19 protein-coding genes, 1 tRNA gene and 1 pseudogene are annotated in these 17,033 nt (G+C 59.0%); 16 read left to right on the top strand and 5 right to left on the bottom strand.

Annotated features, from left to right (window positions below; translation table 11 throughout):
- Positions 1–1,377: 1,377 nt before the first annotated feature.
- A complete protein-coding gene (locus tag Q2941_RS25975; RefSeq protein WP_458194109.1) occupies positions 1,378–1,500 on the bottom strand; it encodes a ribbon-helix-helix domain-containing protein in 123 nt (40 codons plus the stop codon).
- Positions 1,501–2,451: 951 nt separating this feature from the next.
- Between Q2941_RS25975 and Q2941_RS25970 the strand changes: the two genes are divergently transcribed.
- Positions 2,452–2,760, top strand: coding sequence for a hypothetical protein (locus Q2941_RS25970; protein ID WP_458194108.1), 309 nt, complete (start codon positions 2,452–2,454; stop codon positions 2,758–2,760).
- A 341-nt stretch (positions 2,761–3,101) separates the two neighbouring features.
- Here Q2941_RS25970 and Q2941_RS25965 read toward each other — a convergent pair whose 3' ends face one another.
- Positions 3,102–3,356, bottom strand: a complete 255-nt coding sequence (locus tag Q2941_RS25965) for a ribbon-helix-helix domain-containing protein (protein ID WP_458194107.1) — start codon at positions 3,354–3,356, stop codon at positions 3,102–3,104.
- Positions 3,357–3,969: 613 nt separating this feature from the next.
- Between Q2941_RS25965 and ku the strand changes: the two are divergent.
- From ku to Q2941_RS25930, 7 genes and pseudogenes are all read left to right on the top strand, one after another.
- Positions 3,970–4,471: pseudogene (gene ku / locus Q2941_RS25960) on the top strand (non-homologous end joining protein Ku); the annotation flags it as partial.
- 56 nt (positions 4,472–4,527) lie between these two features.
- Positions 4,528–4,782, top strand: coding sequence for a hypothetical protein (locus Q2941_RS25955; RefSeq protein ID WP_458194106.1), 255 nt, complete (start codon positions 4,528–4,530; stop codon positions 4,780–4,782).
- A gap of 23 nt (positions 4,783–4,805) precedes the next feature.
- On the top strand, positions 4,806–5,414 hold the full coding sequence (locus tag Q2941_RS25950) for a cell envelope biogenesis protein TolA (RefSeq protein ID WP_458194105.1): 609 nt from the start codon (positions 4,806–4,808) through the stop codon (positions 5,412–5,414).
- 200 nt (positions 5,415–5,614) lie between these two features.
- The gene (locus tag Q2941_RS25945) at positions 5,615–6,058 is read left to right on the top strand and encodes an Hsp20 family protein (RefSeq protein ID WP_458194104.1); all 444 of its coding nucleotides are present in this window, start codon (positions 5,615–5,617) and stop codon (positions 6,056–6,058) included.
- A gap of 81 nt (positions 6,059–6,139) precedes the next feature.
- Positions 6,140–6,463 carry a hypothetical protein gene (locus tag Q2941_RS25940; protein ID WP_458194103.1) on the top strand — a complete coding sequence of 108 codons (324 nt, stop codon included), beginning with the start codon at positions 6,140–6,142 and terminating at the stop codon, positions 6,461–6,463.
- Positions 6,464–6,478: 15 nt separating this feature from the next.
- The gene (locus tag Q2941_RS25935) at positions 6,479–6,757 is read left to right on the top strand and encodes a hypothetical protein (RefSeq protein WP_458194102.1); all 279 of its coding nucleotides are present in this window, start codon (positions 6,479–6,481) and stop codon (positions 6,755–6,757) included.
- Complete coding sequence (locus tag Q2941_RS25930; protein WP_458194101.1) at positions 6,754–6,981, top strand: hypothetical protein; 228 nt, start codon at positions 6,754–6,756, stop codon at positions 6,979–6,981. Before Q2941_RS25935 ends, Q2941_RS25930 begins: the two co-directional genes overlap by 4 nt.
- A 64-nt stretch (positions 6,982–7,045) precedes the next feature.
- Here the strand turns inward: Q2941_RS25930 and Q2941_RS25925 are convergent, their stop codons facing one another.
- On the bottom strand, positions 7,046–7,309 hold the full coding sequence (locus Q2941_RS25925) for a hypothetical protein (protein ID WP_458194100.1): 264 nt from the start codon (positions 7,307–7,309) through the stop codon (positions 7,046–7,048).
- Positions 7,310–7,493: 184 nt separating this feature from the next.
- On the opposite strand from Q2941_RS25925, the gene Q2941_RS25920 reads away from it, so the two are divergent.
- The 5 genes from Q2941_RS25920 (at position 7,494) to Q2941_RS25900 (ending at position 12,731) form a co-directional block, all read left to right on the top strand.
- Positions 7,494–7,748, top strand: a complete 255-nt coding sequence (locus tag Q2941_RS25920) for a hypothetical protein (RefSeq protein ID WP_458194099.1) — start codon at positions 7,494–7,496, stop codon at positions 7,746–7,748.
- Between the two features lie 1,086 nt (positions 7,749–8,834).
- Entirely contained in the window at positions 8,835–10,313 is a 1,479-nt protein-coding gene (locus Q2941_RS25915) for a DUF723 domain-containing protein (RefSeq protein WP_458194098.1), read from the top strand.
- A 353-nt stretch (positions 10,314–10,666) separates the two neighbouring features.
- Positions 10,667–11,314 (top strand): hypothetical protein, encoded by a 648-nt coding sequence (locus Q2941_RS25910; RefSeq protein ID WP_458194097.1) that lies wholly within the window; start codon positions 10,667–10,669, stop codon positions 11,312–11,314.
- On the top strand, positions 11,305–12,057 hold the full coding sequence (locus Q2941_RS25905; RefSeq protein WP_458194096.1) for a terminase large subunit: 753 nt from the start codon (positions 11,305–11,307) through the stop codon (positions 12,055–12,057). Before Q2941_RS25910 ends, Q2941_RS25905 begins: the two co-directional genes overlap by 10 nt.
- Positions 12,048–12,731, top strand: a complete 684-nt coding sequence (locus Q2941_RS25900) for a hypothetical protein (RefSeq protein WP_458194095.1) — start codon at positions 12,048–12,050, stop codon at positions 12,729–12,731. Before Q2941_RS25905 ends, Q2941_RS25900 begins: the two co-directional genes overlap by 10 nt.
- On the opposite strand, the gene Q2941_RS25895 is transcribed toward Q2941_RS25900, so the two are convergent.
- Positions 12,728–14,287: an anti-phage dCTP deaminase gene (locus tag Q2941_RS25895; protein ID WP_458194094.1), complete on the bottom strand. Its 1,560-nt coding sequence runs from the start codon at positions 14,285–14,287 to the stop codon at positions 12,728–12,730. The two genes, Q2941_RS25900 and Q2941_RS25895, sit on opposite strands and share 4 nt — an antisense overlap.
- Before the next feature lie 66 nt (positions 14,288–14,353).
- Here Q2941_RS25895 and Q2941_RS25890 point away from each other — a divergent pair, with 66 nt between their 5' ends.
- On the top strand, positions 14,354–14,539 hold the full coding sequence (locus Q2941_RS25890) for a hypothetical protein (protein WP_458194093.1): 186 nt from the start codon (positions 14,354–14,356) through the stop codon (positions 14,537–14,539).
- A 253-nt stretch (positions 14,540–14,792) separates the two neighbouring features.
- On the opposite strand, the gene Q2941_RS25885 is transcribed toward Q2941_RS25890, so the two are convergent.
- Positions 14,793–14,866, bottom strand: a tRNA-Gln gene (locus Q2941_RS25885).
- 304 nt (positions 14,867–15,170) lie between these two features.
- On the opposite strand from Q2941_RS25885, the gene Q2941_RS25880 reads away from it, so the two are divergent.
- Positions 15,171–15,536: a DUF1428 domain-containing protein gene (locus Q2941_RS25880; protein ID WP_458194092.1), complete on the top strand. Its 366-nt coding sequence runs from the start codon at positions 15,171–15,173 to the stop codon at positions 15,534–15,536.
- A 233-nt stretch (positions 15,537–15,769) separates the two neighbouring features.
- Positions 15,770–17,023, top strand: coding sequence for an ABC transporter substrate-binding protein (locus Q2941_RS25875; protein ID WP_458194091.1), 1,254 nt, complete (start codon positions 15,770–15,772; stop codon positions 17,021–17,023).
- Positions 17,024–17,033: the final 10 nt, after the last annotated feature.

Raw genomic sequence — 17,033 nt, 5'->3', positions numbered from 1 at the left:
GGTGGGGGACAACTGCGGAGGCTTGGCTAAGGCGGCTACGTTAGCTGCCGGCCTCAGAAGCTGTTGACCGCAACTTCTGCTCGGCACGTCGGCTGGGAGAAGGCTTACCCCCGAAACGTTGCTGAATTTCTTCTTGGGGCGCTCAAAATGGTTTCAGGACTGCTGCTTTAAAGGGCCGCCCGGCTCTCATTCAATTCCAGGCCGAGGAATCATAGAGGCAATCGCTATCAGGCCGATGGCCGCTAACGACCAAGCCAACACATGAAATGTCCATGATGGCGGGGTCCGCATATCGCCCCCTTCGAGATCTCCCTCCAGAATAGAAAGCGCTCCGTTTTGACGGCGGCAGTTGAGCTAGATCAACGAAAAGGCAGAAACCGGGAGAGCGTGGTAACGCAATGCTGAGCGTTCGCGACCTTCAGTCCGATCTCGGACGTTCGCAAATGCAAAAACGGGAAAAAGTGGCAATGGGTTTGAACCGTAGCCAGTTCAACCAGACTATCTTATGCCGTGGATTTGCATTCCCACCCGGGGCTGGAGAAACCGCCGCCTGCGCGACATTTCAAGCAGGCGGCGTATTTATTCTTGGAGAATGGAAAAGGCCCCAGCCCCGGGGGCTGACCGGCCGAGGCCTTCCACAGTATCCGTCTAGCTTCCTTCATTTCTCATGTCAGGAAGAGCCTGATCTATGGTGCTTTGTACGCGAATGACGGCTCGGTCTCTCGAATCTTCTTCCCCCATGCGCAGCATAGGAGGCTCGCCTACAAGAACGCGCCACCGCCAAACGTTCGGACTCGTGCTTTCGTTTATAAAGTACTCGACGCCACGATAAATCATCCAGCATGCACTCCGTAGCGGCCGAATTCACTCAGCCCTTGGGCCATTGCGTGAAGGTTCCGCCGCTCTTTCGGCTGGTCCGTCCTCGCTGCTTGCGAAAGCGCTGAGTACGGCCGTATATCGCCTGGCGGGACCGCCCTAGGCGTTTGGCGATTTCGTCAGCTCGAACGCCGTCGTCGATAAGTGAGCAGAGCGTAGCTTCTTCGTCCGGCAACCAAGGCCGTGCTATTGCGCGATCGTTGGACATCGAAATCACATCAGAGGTCAATTCGAAAACAGTAGCGCCAGATAGTAAAATGAACGTCAAAATACAAAGTTTGGCTGGCGGCGCGCAGCCGTCGCCGGCAACGCGGCAGCCAATTGCGGCGCGGGCGCCGGTTGTTCAGGACTTTGCTTTGACAAAATTTTAGCCCCAGCTCGAGGCGACTCAGAGCTGAGGCCAATTTTCCTGGCCGACCGTAACATCAGCTTAGGCAGGCAACATGCCTCACGGTCGCCGCGTATGCGATTGGTGAATCGGCCTTCCTCGAATTTGTCGTATTAGCGTTGATCCTCAATCCAAGCCTGCAGGCCGCGTTGGATGAGCTGACGAACGGCGTCCGAGCGCGAGCCACCCTGACTTTTCGCAAAGGCATCTATGGCCTTGATCAGCGAGGCGGGCATTCGGAGCACCACCTGTTCGCTCGCGCCTCACGATCAACAGCCATCAGCGCTATCCTCCAAAAATGGCCCGCCGGGGCGAAGCAAACGGGTACGGCTACGGCTATGGTAGACGTGCCGCGAAAACCGGGTTTCCAACAGTAGTTCACGTCGGCGCCAATGCCGGCGGGTTTGTCTTGTTAGCTACGCCGGCTCCTATGTCCGGAATTTCCCCCCGCTTCATTTCGAGCAGCCGCTCGCGGCATCCTCAGTCTGGTAACGAGCGTCAGATTGCTACTGCAGCCGGCGCACTCATAAATTTTCAGAGCGTAACCCCTCGCCACGGGAATGAGCGCTTTGAGCACCCGAGCTTGACCGCATAGCGTGCAACCGGCTTCGCCGTTCACGATAATAATTCCTCAAATAAACAGTCAGACCGCAATAACTGGGATGAAAACTGAGTCCGCCCCAGGAGGCAATAGCGGCTCTACAGCTCGCCCCTTTGTCGGCGTTCAGTCCAGGGCGCGCCTAGCGGGGTCGGTAGGTCTTTGCCCGAGAACCATTGGCCCGGTTGCGCGCAGAAGCCGGCAATCCTTCATCAACCATTGAGGAGCATGCTGAAGAGGTCGCGGGGAATTCCGCCCAGCCTCCTTCCTACCGCGACCGGACATGAAAGCCCGTCGGCGCCAATGCCGGCGGGTTTTTCCTTTTACAACTCCCGCTCCATCGCTGGATGACTGCGGTTCTTGACCTTGAACCAGTGCTTCTGCCGGCCGCCGCGCTAGGCCGATCGCAGGGGAAGTTTCGAGACCAGGCAGAACAGGTCTCGCTCGCGTTGAGATCAATTTTAAGTAGATTGTCGCAGTTAACACTACCTCCGCCTTGTCGGCGCGGCGGACAACCCCATTCTTGTTAACGATCCAGATGACGAACTATGGATTGCAGTGCGGTCCGCGATCAAACTGGAAGCGAAATGTGACTACTATCCTAGCCCTGCTAGGGAGCGCGATCATCGGACTGGCGATAGGCCTGTTCTTTCGGGTCTGGGCCATGGTGCTAGTGTCTCCGGCGATCGCGATCCTCGCCGCGATCGTTCTTCAGGCCTCCGGCTTTGGCTTTCTCGCTGGGGTGTCCGTCGTCACCGGATGCCTGGTCGTCAGCCAGATCGCCTACCTGCTGGCAGCAGCGTTCCACCTGCATAAGGGGGACATCTCAGCTCAGGACGAAGCTGACGGCGACCCAGGCGAACACCGCTATCAGGATGTCCGCGATAAGCACCAGTAGCGCAAGGCCCGTCCAGGACGGCAGCTTTCGGCGCAGCCGGAGGGTTTTTCGCCGTGTCAGCAGACGGTCCAATAAGATCGGAGGTGCGTACCTGACAGCAATGCCGGCCGCACTCCTTTGAAACACCATGGATCTCATTGCGGCACACCTTTCAATGCCAATGATCGGTTTACCGTTTCATGAGCAAGGGCGGTGCCAGTGCCGAGCATGCGCGGCAGCGGCGCGGAATGACAGCGTTGGAAGTGTGGCACGTGAACCTGCGTGTCGCGTGACACGGGCGGCCTCCGTTAGGCACCGTACGGGAGTCTGATCGGTTGTATGGAACGGGCTCAATAACGCACCTATTCGCCGCTAGCCTTTTGCGCAATTTCATAGGCCATGGCGCGGTTCTTGAAGTAGTCGAGGACGTAGAGGCGTATCGCGGACGATAGATTACCTTGCTGGCGGTTGCGGTCGATCTCACCAACCAGATCCGACAGTGTCATGTTGCGCCGGCGGGCGATCTCCTTCAGGGCCGTCCAGAACGCCTCTTCCAGGCTGACACTGGTCTTGTGGCCGCCGACGACGATGGAGCGCTTCACCACGGGGGATTTCACGGCTGTCCTCGCGACCCTATGGGTCCTCACGCCAAAAGTGTCATTTGCGCCAGCCGGCCAGTCCGATCCTGCAAACGAGAACGGCTCCGGCGCGCGAGGCTGGAGACACACCAGAGCCGTCCCTCCCTGTGCGCTCCGCCGCGCGCAAATTCACCCTACCGTCAAAGAGCGGCAAAGCGAGGCGCGCTCTCGGAGTAGCCCAGAAGTTGTACTTGACGCAGGAATCGTCGCCGGAGTCTGATCCGCGGCCATGGGGCGGGGTCAGCATATCATCGACGAGCTCAAGAAGTTCGAGCGGCTCTGCCTGGAGTTGGCGGAGGAGAGCAGGGTGTCTGGCAAGGCCGATGCGCTGCGCAGGTTTGCTGCAAAACTACGGTCTAGGGGCGGCAAAAAGGTCCGTAGGACCGTAGATGCTCGCCGGCGCAGGCGAAAACCTGCGATTTCAGAAGGGTTTGACAGATACCCGTTCCGGCCGGATCGTCCTCAACGTGAAAGCCGGGCTTGTGCTGAGCGGCATCAGTCCCTGAACCATTCGGGCGTAGCGTTCTAGACCACTGTCGGAACCAAGCCTTCCTGCTCGTCTTGAATCCTAGCCGCCCGGAGTTTTGCGTAAATGGCCCCACGAGCCAATTGGAAAGGCTTCTTGCGTCTATCCCTAGTCACCTGTCCGGTCGCGCTTTATCCGGCGACTTCCGAAAGCGAGAAGATCTCGTTCAACCAACTCAGGCGACAGACAGGGCACCGCATCAAATACCTGAAGGTCGATGCCGACACCGGCGGAGGTGCCCAATGAGGACATCGTGAAGGGCTATCAGCTTGAGAAGGATCAGTTCGTCGAGGTCACCAAGGAGGAGTTCGAGGAGATCGCGTTGGAATCAACGCGCACCATCGAGATCGACGAGTTCGTCGACAGAGCCGACATCGACCCGCGCTACCTGATCCGTCCCTACTACCTGCGACCGGACGGCAAGGTTGGCCATGATGCCTTCGCGGTGATCCGCGAGACTATCCGGGAGATGGACAAAGTCGCGATCGGCCGAGTGGTTCTGACGAACCGAACACACATCATAGCGCTCGAGCCACTGGACAAGGGCCTCGTCGGCACGCTCCTGCGCTTAGGAACACAGCGGTCCGAACGCGGGTTGCTCTGACGTCATGGTAGGAGAGCCGCATGGATATGAGAGAAGCTTCGGCAATGACGGAAGCCTCCGGGCTTGTGAGCGATCCGGATGGCGTGGAGCAGGTCTCCGGAGAGAGGAGAGGCGCTGCGGCGGGGCCGGGAAGGGAGCCTCGGCCGCTCCAGTCGCCTTCGCAGGAGGCCGCGATGCGCTGGGCCGATTGGCTGCGCGAGGTGACCGTGAGCGCCCCGCTGCAGTCGCTGTTCGTCGCGTTCCTGCTCGGAGTCTGGGTCGCACGGCGGCGCTAGTAAACCGAGGGCCGCACGGCTTCATGGCAAGGAAGCTCAAGACATTTCAGACTTCGCTGGCCTTCTACGATCTCGCGATCGCGGCGCCTTCGATGAAGGCGGCATTGGAGGCGTGGGGCGCTGGCAGCAATCTCTTCCACCAAGGTGTCGCCAGAGAGACGGACGACCCCGACGTAGTCGCCGCGACGATGTCCAAGCCGGGCGTGGTGCTCAAGCGGCCGGCGGGATCGAACGGGCGCTTCGCCGAGCACTCCGATCTCCCGTCCGACCTAGGATCGGGGGAGAACGGTCGGCGGGGAAAGCGTCACGCGAAATCGGCAAAGCGGCCCGCTCCCAAGATCAGCGAACGGGACGCCCGAGAGGCCGCCGCTGATTTCGAGAAGGAGAAGAAGCGTCGCGACGCCGAGCGCCGGCGCGAGGAGGCCGCCCGGGAAAGGGATCGCGAACGGCGGGAGAAGGCGACGGCGAAAGCCCGAGCCGCGCTGGACAAGGCCGAGCGCGAGCACGCGAAGAACGCGGCGGACCTGCAAGCCGAGGCCGAGGCTATCGAGAAGCGCACGCAGGCCGAGGACGACCGGCGGGAAAAGGAAAGAGGACGGCTCCAAGCCGCGCTGTGGCGCGCGCGGGAGTAGGCCGGTAACACCGCATTAAGTATTGCGATTCCTTCCGCAAAAATTTTGCCTCGGGGTCTTGAAACTTTTTTCCGGCTTCTAAATTTTTTTGGCGTCGCCATCGCGCGACCGGGACGCCTTCGGGTCCCGCCACTTGAGTCGGGCGCCGGACGGTGTCCGGAGCCTGCTCGTACCCATCTTGCTCCAAGGAGGATTTGGATATGAGGTATGATTGGACTCCCCTCTGGAGGTCGACCATCGGGTTCGACCGCCTTTTCGACGTTCTCGACGAGGTCCAGCGGACCGCCGAAGAGAGCTATCCCCCCTACAACATCGAACGTCTCGACGAGAACCGCTTCCAGATCTCGGTGGCGCTCGCCGGCTTCACGCCGGATGAGGTCGCGTTGACCGTCGAGCAGAACGTGCTGACGCTCGAAGGCCGCAGGAACGAGAAGGAAGAGAAGACTTTCCTGCATCGCGGCATCTCGGCGCGCAACTTCAAGCGCCAGTTCACGCTGGCCGACCACGTCGAGGTCAAGGGCGCCCGCTTCGAGAACGGCTTACTGGTGATCGACCTGCAGCGGGAAATCCCCGAGGCGATAAAGCCGCGCCACATTCCGATCGGCAGCGGCAACGTCACCCAGATCGAAGCGAAGGCCGCCTGAACCTAGGTAGTCAATCGGTCCCAGCCGCGCGGGCTTTCCCGCGCGGCCCAGCTCTCACTCGTCTTTGAAATGGAGGCAGCCATGCGGCCGACGACCGCCATCGACGACAACGTATTCGACTTCGACTACCTGCTGCATCCCGGCACCCGGTTCGAACACCCGCGGGATGTGGTCTCGCATCCCGGCCTCAGCCTCGGCGAGAAGCGCGCCATTTTGGCTTCATGGGCCTCGGATGCATCAACGATCGTATCCTGCCCCTCCCTGCGGGCTCCGGAAGGGCTAAAGGCGCCGGTCACCATCGACGAAATCCTTGAGGCGCTTTGCACGTTGGACGGAGGACCTCGGCACCCGCCCGGCGGCAAGCCGATGCGTGTTCGATCGACCGAGCGACGTGCTGCGGCCTGACCGGAGGATAGCGTCATGAAAAAAGCATCGCCGCATCTGGCAAGCGACGTATCCGATCAAACCATCGCCCGCATGCTCCAGGCGCAGGTGCAGCCACGGAAACCCGCGAAGTCAGCGAGACGCGAGATCTACTCGCCGGTCAATCTGGCCGCCGAGACGGCCGATCTAGAAGCGCGTGCGTGGAAGGCCATCAAGAGGGCGCGAGATGCTCTGCGGCTCCCGGTGCCTGACACTTTCCTCGGCCGCCAGCATTACGATTTCATCCCGCCACCAGATGAGAATAATAAGGAATGACGACGATGCTCGATGCAGATTTGGCCCGCATTCGCGCGCACCGGAACAACATCCACCGCTACCGGCGATTGCTTCGGACAAGACTGTCCGACCTGGAGCGCCAGTTCATCGAGAGACGTCTGGCCGAGGAGCAGACTGCGCTGGACGCTCTGGCCGCTGAAAGCTTCCCGATCGCATTCACCATTCCGAGGGAGCAGTCCGCCAGCCTGGGGACGCAACCGTGAGCCACGAGCTCCGGGCAGTATCGGGGCCGATCGCCGCCTAGCCGCCTTCGGGCGCGGCGGGGGCTCAATCCCCTTGGCACTCCGGACAGGTGTCGCCGATCGAATGTACGACATCGCGAAGCTCGGCGGCCGCGTCCGCTGGAGAGACGCCCGGCGGCGGATCGCCTTGCGCAATGTCGAAGGTGCGCTGACGAGCGTGCGGATCGGCGCGGTCCTGCATCCAGCCGTGCTCCTCGCATTCACAGATGGCGCCTGCTTCGTGCAGAACGCTGATCGCCCAGCCGCGAAGCGTGCGGATCGCCGGTCGCCTTTCGTTGGTCATCAGCATCGAGATCGCTCCTACCGGGACGAATCCTTGTGCGGCCCGCGTCGTTGCGGGCGATTAGCACAGGGCAGGGATTCCGGATTGCAGGGGCTGCCGCTTTTCCACGTGTTCCGCACCCGTTGGACTGTAACCAAGTCATCCCGAATCGGCATAGACTAGAGTGCTGCAAAAGGGGGCTGGAGGTGCAATGACGCCGACCTGGTACGTCACGTTTGAACTCAAGCGCGGTGTCCTGCCCAAGCAGCGTAGCCGCGCTCGCGAGACGAAGATGTTTGCGACCGAGGCAGAAGCTAGGGCTTTCACGCAATTAATGCTCGAAGAAGGCTCGGTGGTCTTCGCGGGCACAATCAATCCCCATTTACCCAGACGGCTCATTTCGCCTTCATGCATCCACTCTTGGCTGGAAGAACGAACCGGAGAAAGCAGACCGATGCCAAGGTGACCGCGAGTAAGGGCCTGGGCCATTTCGTAGGCCATACGCCAGAGATCGGGCTGAAGTGCGAAGGCAGGATGACTGACAGCCAACCTCGTCTCGCTTCGTCTTGAGGAAAGGCGCGGTACAGGACAAGTGGATGATCTGGGACAGAGAGCGTCGCGGGCCTGCCCGGTTACTACGCGGCTTGGCGTGCGAATTGTCAGAAGAGCAGGCTCGGAAGCTCCTAGAGCGGCTGACACGGGCCGACAGTGAAAAATAGCAGCTCTGATCAGGAGCCCCGACTTGGGCAAATACGACTGCTGGGGAAAACAGCCGTTTATTCACTGCGCTGCATTGTCCGACTCAGCGAAAGCACTTTCCATTCCTGCTTTTTCGGATGCGCTATGCAGTTCAGTCGCATTATCAGTCCCGTAAAGGATCTGGAAGTATGGAGCGCAATAGCCGCGGCTTTTCGTTCGTAATCAGCTACGAAAGCCGCACCGGGCCCGGCCTTCACGGGAAGCCCGGCTTTTTAGCCTCGTGGCGACCACTCTATCCGAACAGACCCGCCATTAAGGTATGCGGCTCGCCCTTTGAAACGTTTTCTGAAGCCGAGAAAGCCTGCGAGTCCCTCCTGACGCACTTGTCGCGATGACCAAAGTCCGCAGCCGATCCACGCGGTCTCCGGGTGCTCACCGGGCGGACCTAGATTCCACGCCCCAATACGCAGTGGTCCCGCCGGGCATCGATGTCCCAGCGATTGAAATTTTGCCAGCTCGCACCGGTGCCGTTTTGATGACGGTATGTCTAGATCGGTGCGCCGCCAGATTAACAGCCCGCACCGTGACCGCCCGGTCAAGATCACCTTCGGCGAGTGGGCGTGCGTCACGTCCTGGTCTATTGCCGGCCTGACGCGAATGAGAAGGTGCCCGTGAAGGAGTGCTTCAGGATCAGACGGGTCGATATGCGATACATTGGTAGACAGCTTTGGAAGACCATAGAGAAGACCCTATTGTCAGGGGACGGAACGGGCCAGAGTGGTCGGCAATGATTGCTAGGCTGGACAACTGCGCGGCCGCTGCGGACGTGATTGAATCGGCGAAAAGGTGATTCATGGCACGTTATTCTAGCGAGGGGCTGAAGAAGATTCGTCAGGCGAATGAGGAGCGCTTCTTGCGTGACGCTCACGCCAAGTTCGGCAATAGGTTTGACTATTCTTCGATGGCGTACCAGCGACAGAAAAAGCCAATCATCATCATCTGTCCCAATCACGGGAAGTTCCAGCAGACGCCGGATAAGCACCTTCAGTCGGCCAATGGCTGCCCAAAATGCGGGGTTGATGTTCGATCTACCAGTCGGACGGATGCTGGGCGGCGAAAGTTCGCTAAAGAGTTCAAGTCGAGATTCGGAGATCGGCTTGAGCTTATTTCCCACTACATCTCTTCGAGAAGCCCTATCCAAGTTAGATGCAAGATGCACGGCATCGAATTCAAGGGCACTCCGGATAGTCTTCGCGCATCGTCGCATGGATGTCCAAAGTGTGTAAGCCAGGGAGCGGGCCTGAATCGACTGATGAGCGAAAAAGAAATCCGCCGACGCATTTTTGCGAAGTTCGGGGATCAGTTCGACTTATCGAAGGCTAAGTTTGGAGGCTTGGGAAAGACCACAACAATCATTTGTTCAATCCATTCAGAATTCCAAATGACGCCTGGAGATTTCCTACAAACGAAACACGGATGCCCTAAATGTGGACGTCTCCGCACGGGCTACGCGGAAACTAGAATTCAGAGACTGGAACAAGGAGTCGTGAGGTCACAACCAACCACGCTTGCTCTGTTGAAGGTCGAAATATTCGGTATCTCTGGCTATAAATTAGGAACGACCAATCGTACCGTGATGAGTCGATATCGCGAGGCGTTACGCGAAATCATCTTCGAAACAACGTTGGATGAACTCGACGCACTTAAACTCGAGCGGCACTTACATGGAAAATATTTTCGTTGGCGCGATACGAAGGTGTTCCTTGCTGGCCTTCGATCAGGGCAACGCTGGTCCGGCGATTCCGAGATCTATCAAGAACAGTGTGTGCCACATCTTTTAGCAGATTTGCGAGGAGCAGTCGCGGCACTACAAGAAAAAGATCCGGGGTACTGGGAGAAGTCTCCAAAGTTTATTCCACCGATTCTAAGAATTCGGCGCATGCGCAAGGAGCGAGGAGTATTCAATGAATCGAAAGCCGTAATTCGTCTTGATAGCAAGGAGGTGTTCGCATCAGCTACTGCCGCTGCGAAGGCCGTTGGATCAACCCAAGGACTTGTCTCATCAGTTTGCAACGGAAAACGTGGACACACGAAAGGCATACGCTTCGCATATCTAACTGAGTACAAGGCGGGAAAGAATCCGGCGCACACTTCTCGGACTGGAGAAAACCATCCTCGCGCCAGAGCTGTCCGGTGTATCAACACCAACGCTGTCTACTCGACGGTGTCTGCTGCCGCGAGGGCTGCGGGGGCACATTCAGGTAAAATTGTTGCGGTATGCAAAGGTCGTCGACGAACGGCCGGTGGTCTCCGCTGGACTTATACTGATTGACTTTCCCAGGAGCTTCTCCAGCGAGGCTCCTCAAGGAGCTTGTGCAGTAAGTGAACAATGAGCGCTCATCAGAATAACTTGCTTGAAAAACAGCAGGCCGAGGCGCTGGCCTTCTCTCGACCGCTCGATGTCCATCGCTCCTGAGCGCGCTTGGAAATCCGCGCCGGTTTTCCAACGCCGTTGCGCACGATCCAGACGTTTCAAGCGAAGATTAGCAGATTATTTATCTTCTATTCGCATTCTAACTACCTGAAATAACAAGATTCCTCATATCGTGTTGCGCACATGTTGCGCCTTCGGCCGGTGATGCGGGTCGGTGGCGCAATTCGCGCTGTCTGAAAGCGAGTTCTCCAATGGCCAATACCGGCCCCGGATCCTGCCAGGTTTGCAACAGCCCGCATCGGCATTCTATCGACGTCGCCTTGGCGCACGGGCTCGGTCACGACGCGATCGGCAAGCGCTACGACATCTCGCCGCACAGCGTACAGCGCCATGGCAAGAACCACCTGTCGCCCCAGATGCGCGCGGCGGTGCAGCACGCCTTGCATCCGAGCACCGTCGACCTAGACGCCCTCAAGGTGAGCGAAGGCGAGAACCTGTTGCACCATCTCGTGCACCAGCGCGCCAGGATCGGCCAGCATATCGAGTTGGCCGTGGCGACCGGCGACGCCAGCGCAGCCATCCGCGGCGAAGCGGCCATCACCAACAACCTGCAACTCGTGTCCAAGCTGCTCGGCGTTCTGGTCAACGTCCACGAGACGCGCCACCAGCACATCTTGACGCATCCGGACTATCTGCGCCTGCGTGAGGTGCTGTTGCGGGCCCTAGCGCCGTTCACCGAGGCGCGCATTGCGGTCGGCCGAGCGCTCGCCGGCATGGAGACGCAGGCAGCGGAGGACATCACCAAGGCCGCGGGCAGGGCGCCCATGGTCATCGAGGCGAAGCCGACCAGCCCGCCGCCGTGCCCTGTGCCGATGCCGGAGGCGTCGCCTTGTCCCTGATGGCCCGCGACCTGGCGTATGCCTGCGATCCGGTGGCGTTCGCAGAGGACTCGGGCGTGCAGCCGGATCCGTGGCAGCAAGAGTTCCTGCGCCGGCCGCCCCGCCGCGGGCTGATCCTGGCATGTCGCCAGGCGGGCAAGACCGAAACGTGCGTGCTGCTCGCCAACAACGTGGCGCACACCGAGCCGGGCGAAACGATCGTGGTCATCAGCCCGGCCCAGCGCATCAGCTCGGAATTCATTCGCCGCGCCAAGGGCCGCTATCTGCACCTGCCGGGCGCGACCCTGGCCAACGACGCTGTGCAGCGTATCGAGCTGCCCAATGGCTCGCGCATCATCGGCTTGCCGGGCGAGGCGGACAACGTGCGCGGTATCGCCCGGGTGCGGCTGGTGCTTATCGACGAAGGCGCCCGCGTGTCGGACGAAATCTATGCGGCCGTTCGGCCGATGCTGGCCGTGCATCCCCGTGGCCAGTTGATCGGCCTCACGACCGGCGCCGCAAAGCGGGGTTGGTTTTACGAGGGCTGGACCGATCCGGAGTCGGATTTCGAGAAGATCCGCGTCACTCCGGACATGTGCCCACGCATCACCTCCGAATTTCTGGCAAGCGAACGCAAGGCACTCGGCGAAACGGCTTTCCGGACGGAATACGGACTGGAATTCCTCGACGATCAGGAAGCCGCGTTTCCGAACGAAATTATTGACGGGATCTTTGACAAGGAGCTGCGGCCGCTATGGTCATGATGGTTGCTGATTGGACCGTAATCGAAGCGCGCCCGAGAAGCGCGTGGGTGGTGGGCGTCGACTTGGGCAAGTCGGTCGACAGCACCGCGATTGCGATCATGCATCACACGATCAAGGGTACCGGCGAATGGACGGCCGATCACAAGACGCGCACCAGGCGCGAGAAGTCCGTGCAGCGTTTCGACCTGTTGCATTTACAGCGCTTGCCACTCGGCATGAATTACGTCGCACAGGCGAACGCAATCAACGAAGTGATGCAGCGCGAGCCGCTCAAGAGCGCAAAGGCCAAGCTGGTCATTGACCAAAGCGGCGTCGGCGCGGGCGTGGTCGACTTGATGGAAGCAAATGGGCTGCGGCTGATCCGATTGCAGATCACCGCCGGCAGCGAGCAGACGCATGAAGGTCGCCTTTACAGGGTGGCCAAAACCATCCTGATTTCGAAGATGGAAGCCGCCATGCACTCGAAAGAGCTGCACGTGGCGGCAGCGCTGACTGAGGCGGAGTCGCTTCGGGATGAGCTGCGGGACTTTCAGCGGCACGTCACGGCGTCAGGCGCCAACACGTGGTCGGCGAGGGCAGGGAAGCACGACGATATCGTATTGGCCGTCAGCTACGGCATTTGGTGGGCGACGTCGGGACCGCAGATATCGGTTGAGCCGTTTCCGTTGGTTTAGGTGACAATCGCTTCGGACTGCTTCGATGTATCGGAAGGCGTCTCGGGCAGTTTTAAGAAATTCGCGTACGCTTCGATGATCTTTGCTTCGAGCTGAAGATAAAAAGGAAATTTTAGGTCGATGATCGGGCGCGGCATTACCTTTCCTTCCGTGGTTAGCGGGTTACTCCACTCCAAGAAGTTGCCGTCACGATCTTTCCTTTTGCTTCGCTCGAACAGCTCCCTGTATCGCCGATGCGTTACACCGTGAAAGTGCGAGAAATCGACAGCTGGATATGATTGATGGCGGCCTCGATCTGCTCCCTCGAGCCGCACAGAATCTCCGTGCATATTGGCAGTTAAACTTTTTGGGTATGGTTCCAAAAAGACGACTTTTGCGATGCCAGCGGCCACGATGTGTTTTGCGCACATGTGGCAAGGGAAAGTAGTTGAATAGAGTGTTGTTCCGCCGAGCGACCGTCCCAACCGTACGGCGTCACAAATTGCCGACATCTCTGCATGAATAATTCTGCCGTATTCTAGGGCGTCTAGAAATTGCGACGAGCTGATAGCGGGTATGTTCAAAACCTCGTCCGGATCTCGATCGAGAGCCTTTGCAACCTCCGATAAGAGTTCTCGTTTTCGTCTGTCGTTGCTATCGTGCTCACGCACGTAGTCTCGGTCATCGAATTCCTCAGGGTCATCGCACCAGTAGGTTCCACCGCGAGCTTTTGGTACCTCATTGGATCCCATTGCCGCGATTTCTCCGTCGCGCGAGAATATTGCCGCCCCGACCTGCCTCGATAGATCCAGTGTGCGGAGAGCGGCGGATTTCGCAACGAACATTCCGTACTCATCGCGGCTTGGCGAAATCTTGTTTGAGCCAAAGAGTAGATTCACAAATCTGCGAATTTGGTCTTCAAGTTCTTTTTCGCTCTCGTCAGTATTTAGGATAAGGTCGCCATTGTGAAATATCTGCGAGACTCTTTGACCATGAGCGTTGTCGGCCTCGTTCTGATCAGTTTGGATAATCTCGGACGCTTTTGCGCGAAATGAATCGTTCGTGCCCATATTTTCAGCTCGCGCGAAGCTGTTAGCTAGGTGTTCGACACGAGTACCGGTGCGGGAATAAAGCGATATCTGAAAGAAAACTCGGCCATAAATCGAGCGGAGTAGTTCGATCTCTTCTCGTCGTTTGAATTGATGTAGAAGAAAAACAGTCTTTTCAGGCACTGAGACATGAGTACCGCTTTGTTTAACCCGCTCTTGCACGACGCTTACGATTGAAAGCGCGGCCAAAAGCTGGTCGTCTTCGAAATATTCACGCAGTTGGTTGCCATATTTGATGTACCGCTCCAGACGAAGATGCGGTGGTGTAGCAGCCAGCGGCTCGTTCGGCGGAACCTGTCTCTCAAGTTCTTTGAAGACGTCCGTCACTTTAATGGGGATGACTTTGTAATCGAACTTCTCGAAGTGCGTCTGAAAGTGCTTTATCGATGGCCGCATGTCCACGCCAACTGGCGCGACGAAACCAAGAAAAATTTCGGGAAAGTCAATTCGAGCAAAGGCAGCACTCAACCGAATTTACTCCTGTTTAACGAAATGATAGTTTGCTCGTGCAGCGCACGTAGGATTGATTCCGCCATGATCGTCAAAGTCCACCAGGGAACTACTGGCGTCCTCCAGCATGCGAATGAGTTGCTGCGCGCTCATCAGGTGGTGATTGACGCTTGGTACGAGGCCTGGGCCAAGGAACAGCGTTCCAAGGCGGTGGAGCTGCTTCGTAAACGTCATCGAGACCTATCGGCACGGCAGTTGGAAGCCGAATAACCGGTTACGGCGAATCGTCTTTCTACCTACTGTTGTGCATCTATAGCGGCCGCGCAAGCTGGCGCGTGCCGCCTATCAACGCTTTCACAATCGGGAAAAGTCTTGTCGCGCCCCGTGTCGCGCCGAGCCGCCATGAGTGGACTTGAGCCCTTGAATTTGCACATGATTTTGGCGCGACAGGCGCGACAAGAAATCAGCTCGAAATCGGGTGGCGCTATTCGAAATAATGAAGGAATTTCAGTGATTTAGCGGCTGGCTGGGGAACCTGGATTCGAACCAAGACAAACAGAGTCAGAGTCTGTTGTGCTACCGTTACACCATTCCCCAACGGAATTGCCTAACAAATTCAATAGTTTATTGAACTGTCGGGCGGCGGCCGGAGGCGCGCGCGGCGCAAATCACGGCTCAGGCGTGGTGGGTTTCTACCCGCTCGCCTCTGGGCTTGCAAGCACTGCTGTGGAGGGGATTTTCGTTGGCGCGAAACCAGGCGATCGAAACCGCGACCGGCGAGGGCAGGCGAGGCGGCGGTGTGCGCGACGGTTTGCCCCATCTTCAAAGCCTGAGACCGCGGTCGGGACGTCGTCTCCTCAATCGTCCTCAGGGGCAGGCAACTCGCAGAAGGAGACCCGTGATGCCCTATGTCGATGGTTTCGTGCTCGCCGTGCCAAAGGACAAGGTCGACGCCTACAAGGCGCTGGCGCGAACGGCGTGCGAGGTCTGGATGGAGCACGGCGCGCTCGACTATATCGAGTGCCTCGGCGACGACGTTCCCTACGGTGAGGTGACCTCGTTTCCGCGTGCGGTGATGGCGAAGGAGGACGAGATCGTGGTGCTGTCCTGGATCGTCTACCGCGACCGCGAAAGCCGCGATGCCATCAACAAGAAGGTGATGGAGGATTCCCGCCTGAAGCACGCCGGCATGCCCTTCGACGGCAAGCGCCTGATCTTCGGCGGCTTCGAAACCTTTATCGAGGCGCATCGCGCGGAGTCGGCCTGACCGTCGGCAAAGGTCAGGCGAAACGCGCAACGAGCGCGAAAGCGTGTTCGCGATTGCGACGGGCATAGTCCGCATGTGCCAATGCCGCATTGTGCAATCGCGTTTCACCTTGCCGGTTCCAGAGTGGCATGCCATCCTTCGCGCGCCAGGAAAATCAAATGGAAGCAGGCCGCCCGCCGAAGTTTCCAAGCCTAAAAAATCCGGTCGGAGAAACCCTTTGGGAGGTGTGGTTCATGGCATTGAAGCTCACTACGCGGCTGCTTTGCGCGGCCGCGATGGCCGTTGCGCTTGCGGCAGGCGCGCAGGCTGAGGACAAGGTCGTCAAGATCGGAGTCATTTTGCCGATGTCCGGCAGCACGGCGTCGATCGGTGCGCATGCCAAGGCCGCGCTCGAAGTCGCGACCGACATCATCAACAACGCCCATCCCGAGCTCGACAAGCTGCCGCTTGCCAAGAACGCCGGGCTCACAGGCCTTGGCGGCGCCAAGGTCGAGATTGTCATCGCCGACAACCAGGGCAGCCCGGCCACCGGGCAAAACCAGGCACTGCGTCTGATCACGGAAGAGAAGGTGGTCGCGATCCTCGGCGCCTACCAGTCCGGCATTACGCTGACGTCGAGCGCGATTGCGGAGAAATACGGCATTCCATACCTGACGCCGGAATCGGTCGCCGCCAATCTCACCGAGCGCGGCTTCAAATGGTTTTTCCGCACCACGCCGATCGCGCCGGATTTCGTTCGCATCTACGACGAATTCTTGACCGACATAAAGGCGGCCGGAGCGAAGACTGACACGATCGCGCTGGTCCATGACAACACCGAATACGGCACCTCCGTCGCCAACACGATCACCAAAGGCTTCGAGGAGAAGGGGCGCACCGGAGTCATCGACGTCGCCTATGCCGTCAACGCCACCGACTTGCAGGCGCAGGTGCTTCAGCTCAAGGAAAAGAAGCCCGACGTCGTGCTGATGATCTCCTACACGTCGGATGCGATCCTGTTTGCGAAAACCATGCAATCGCTCGACTACAAGCCGCCGATGCTGCTGGCTGACGATGCCGGCTATTCCGATCCGTCCTTCATCAAGGCGGTCGGAAAGCTCTCGCAGGGCGTGTTCAACCGCTCGTCCTGGGCCGTCGGCCCTGCCGGCTCGCCGAGTGCCGTCATCGCCGACATGTACAAGAAGAAGAGCGGCGAGGAGATGGAGGACACGGTCGGGCGCGAGATGCAGGGCTTCTTCGTGCTGGTCGACGCCATCGACCGCGCGGGCTCGACGGATCCTGCGAAAATCCAGGCGGCGCTGAAGGCGACCGACCTCAAGCCCGAGCAACTCATCATGGGCTACAAAGGCGTGAAGTTCGACGAGAAGGGGCAGAACGTGCTGGCGTCGGCCTACATCATCCAGCTTCAGGACGGCGAGAATTACGTCTCGGTGTGGCCGAAGGGCAATGCCGAGAAGGCGCCGGTGATGCCCTACAAGGGCTGGTGACGATTTCGGA

The sequence above is a fragment of the Bradyrhizobium sp. UFLA05-153 genome (assembly GCF_054185185.1).
Note: the sequence above shows the minus strand (reverse complement) of the source record. Positions and strands in the feature narration are given on the sequence as shown.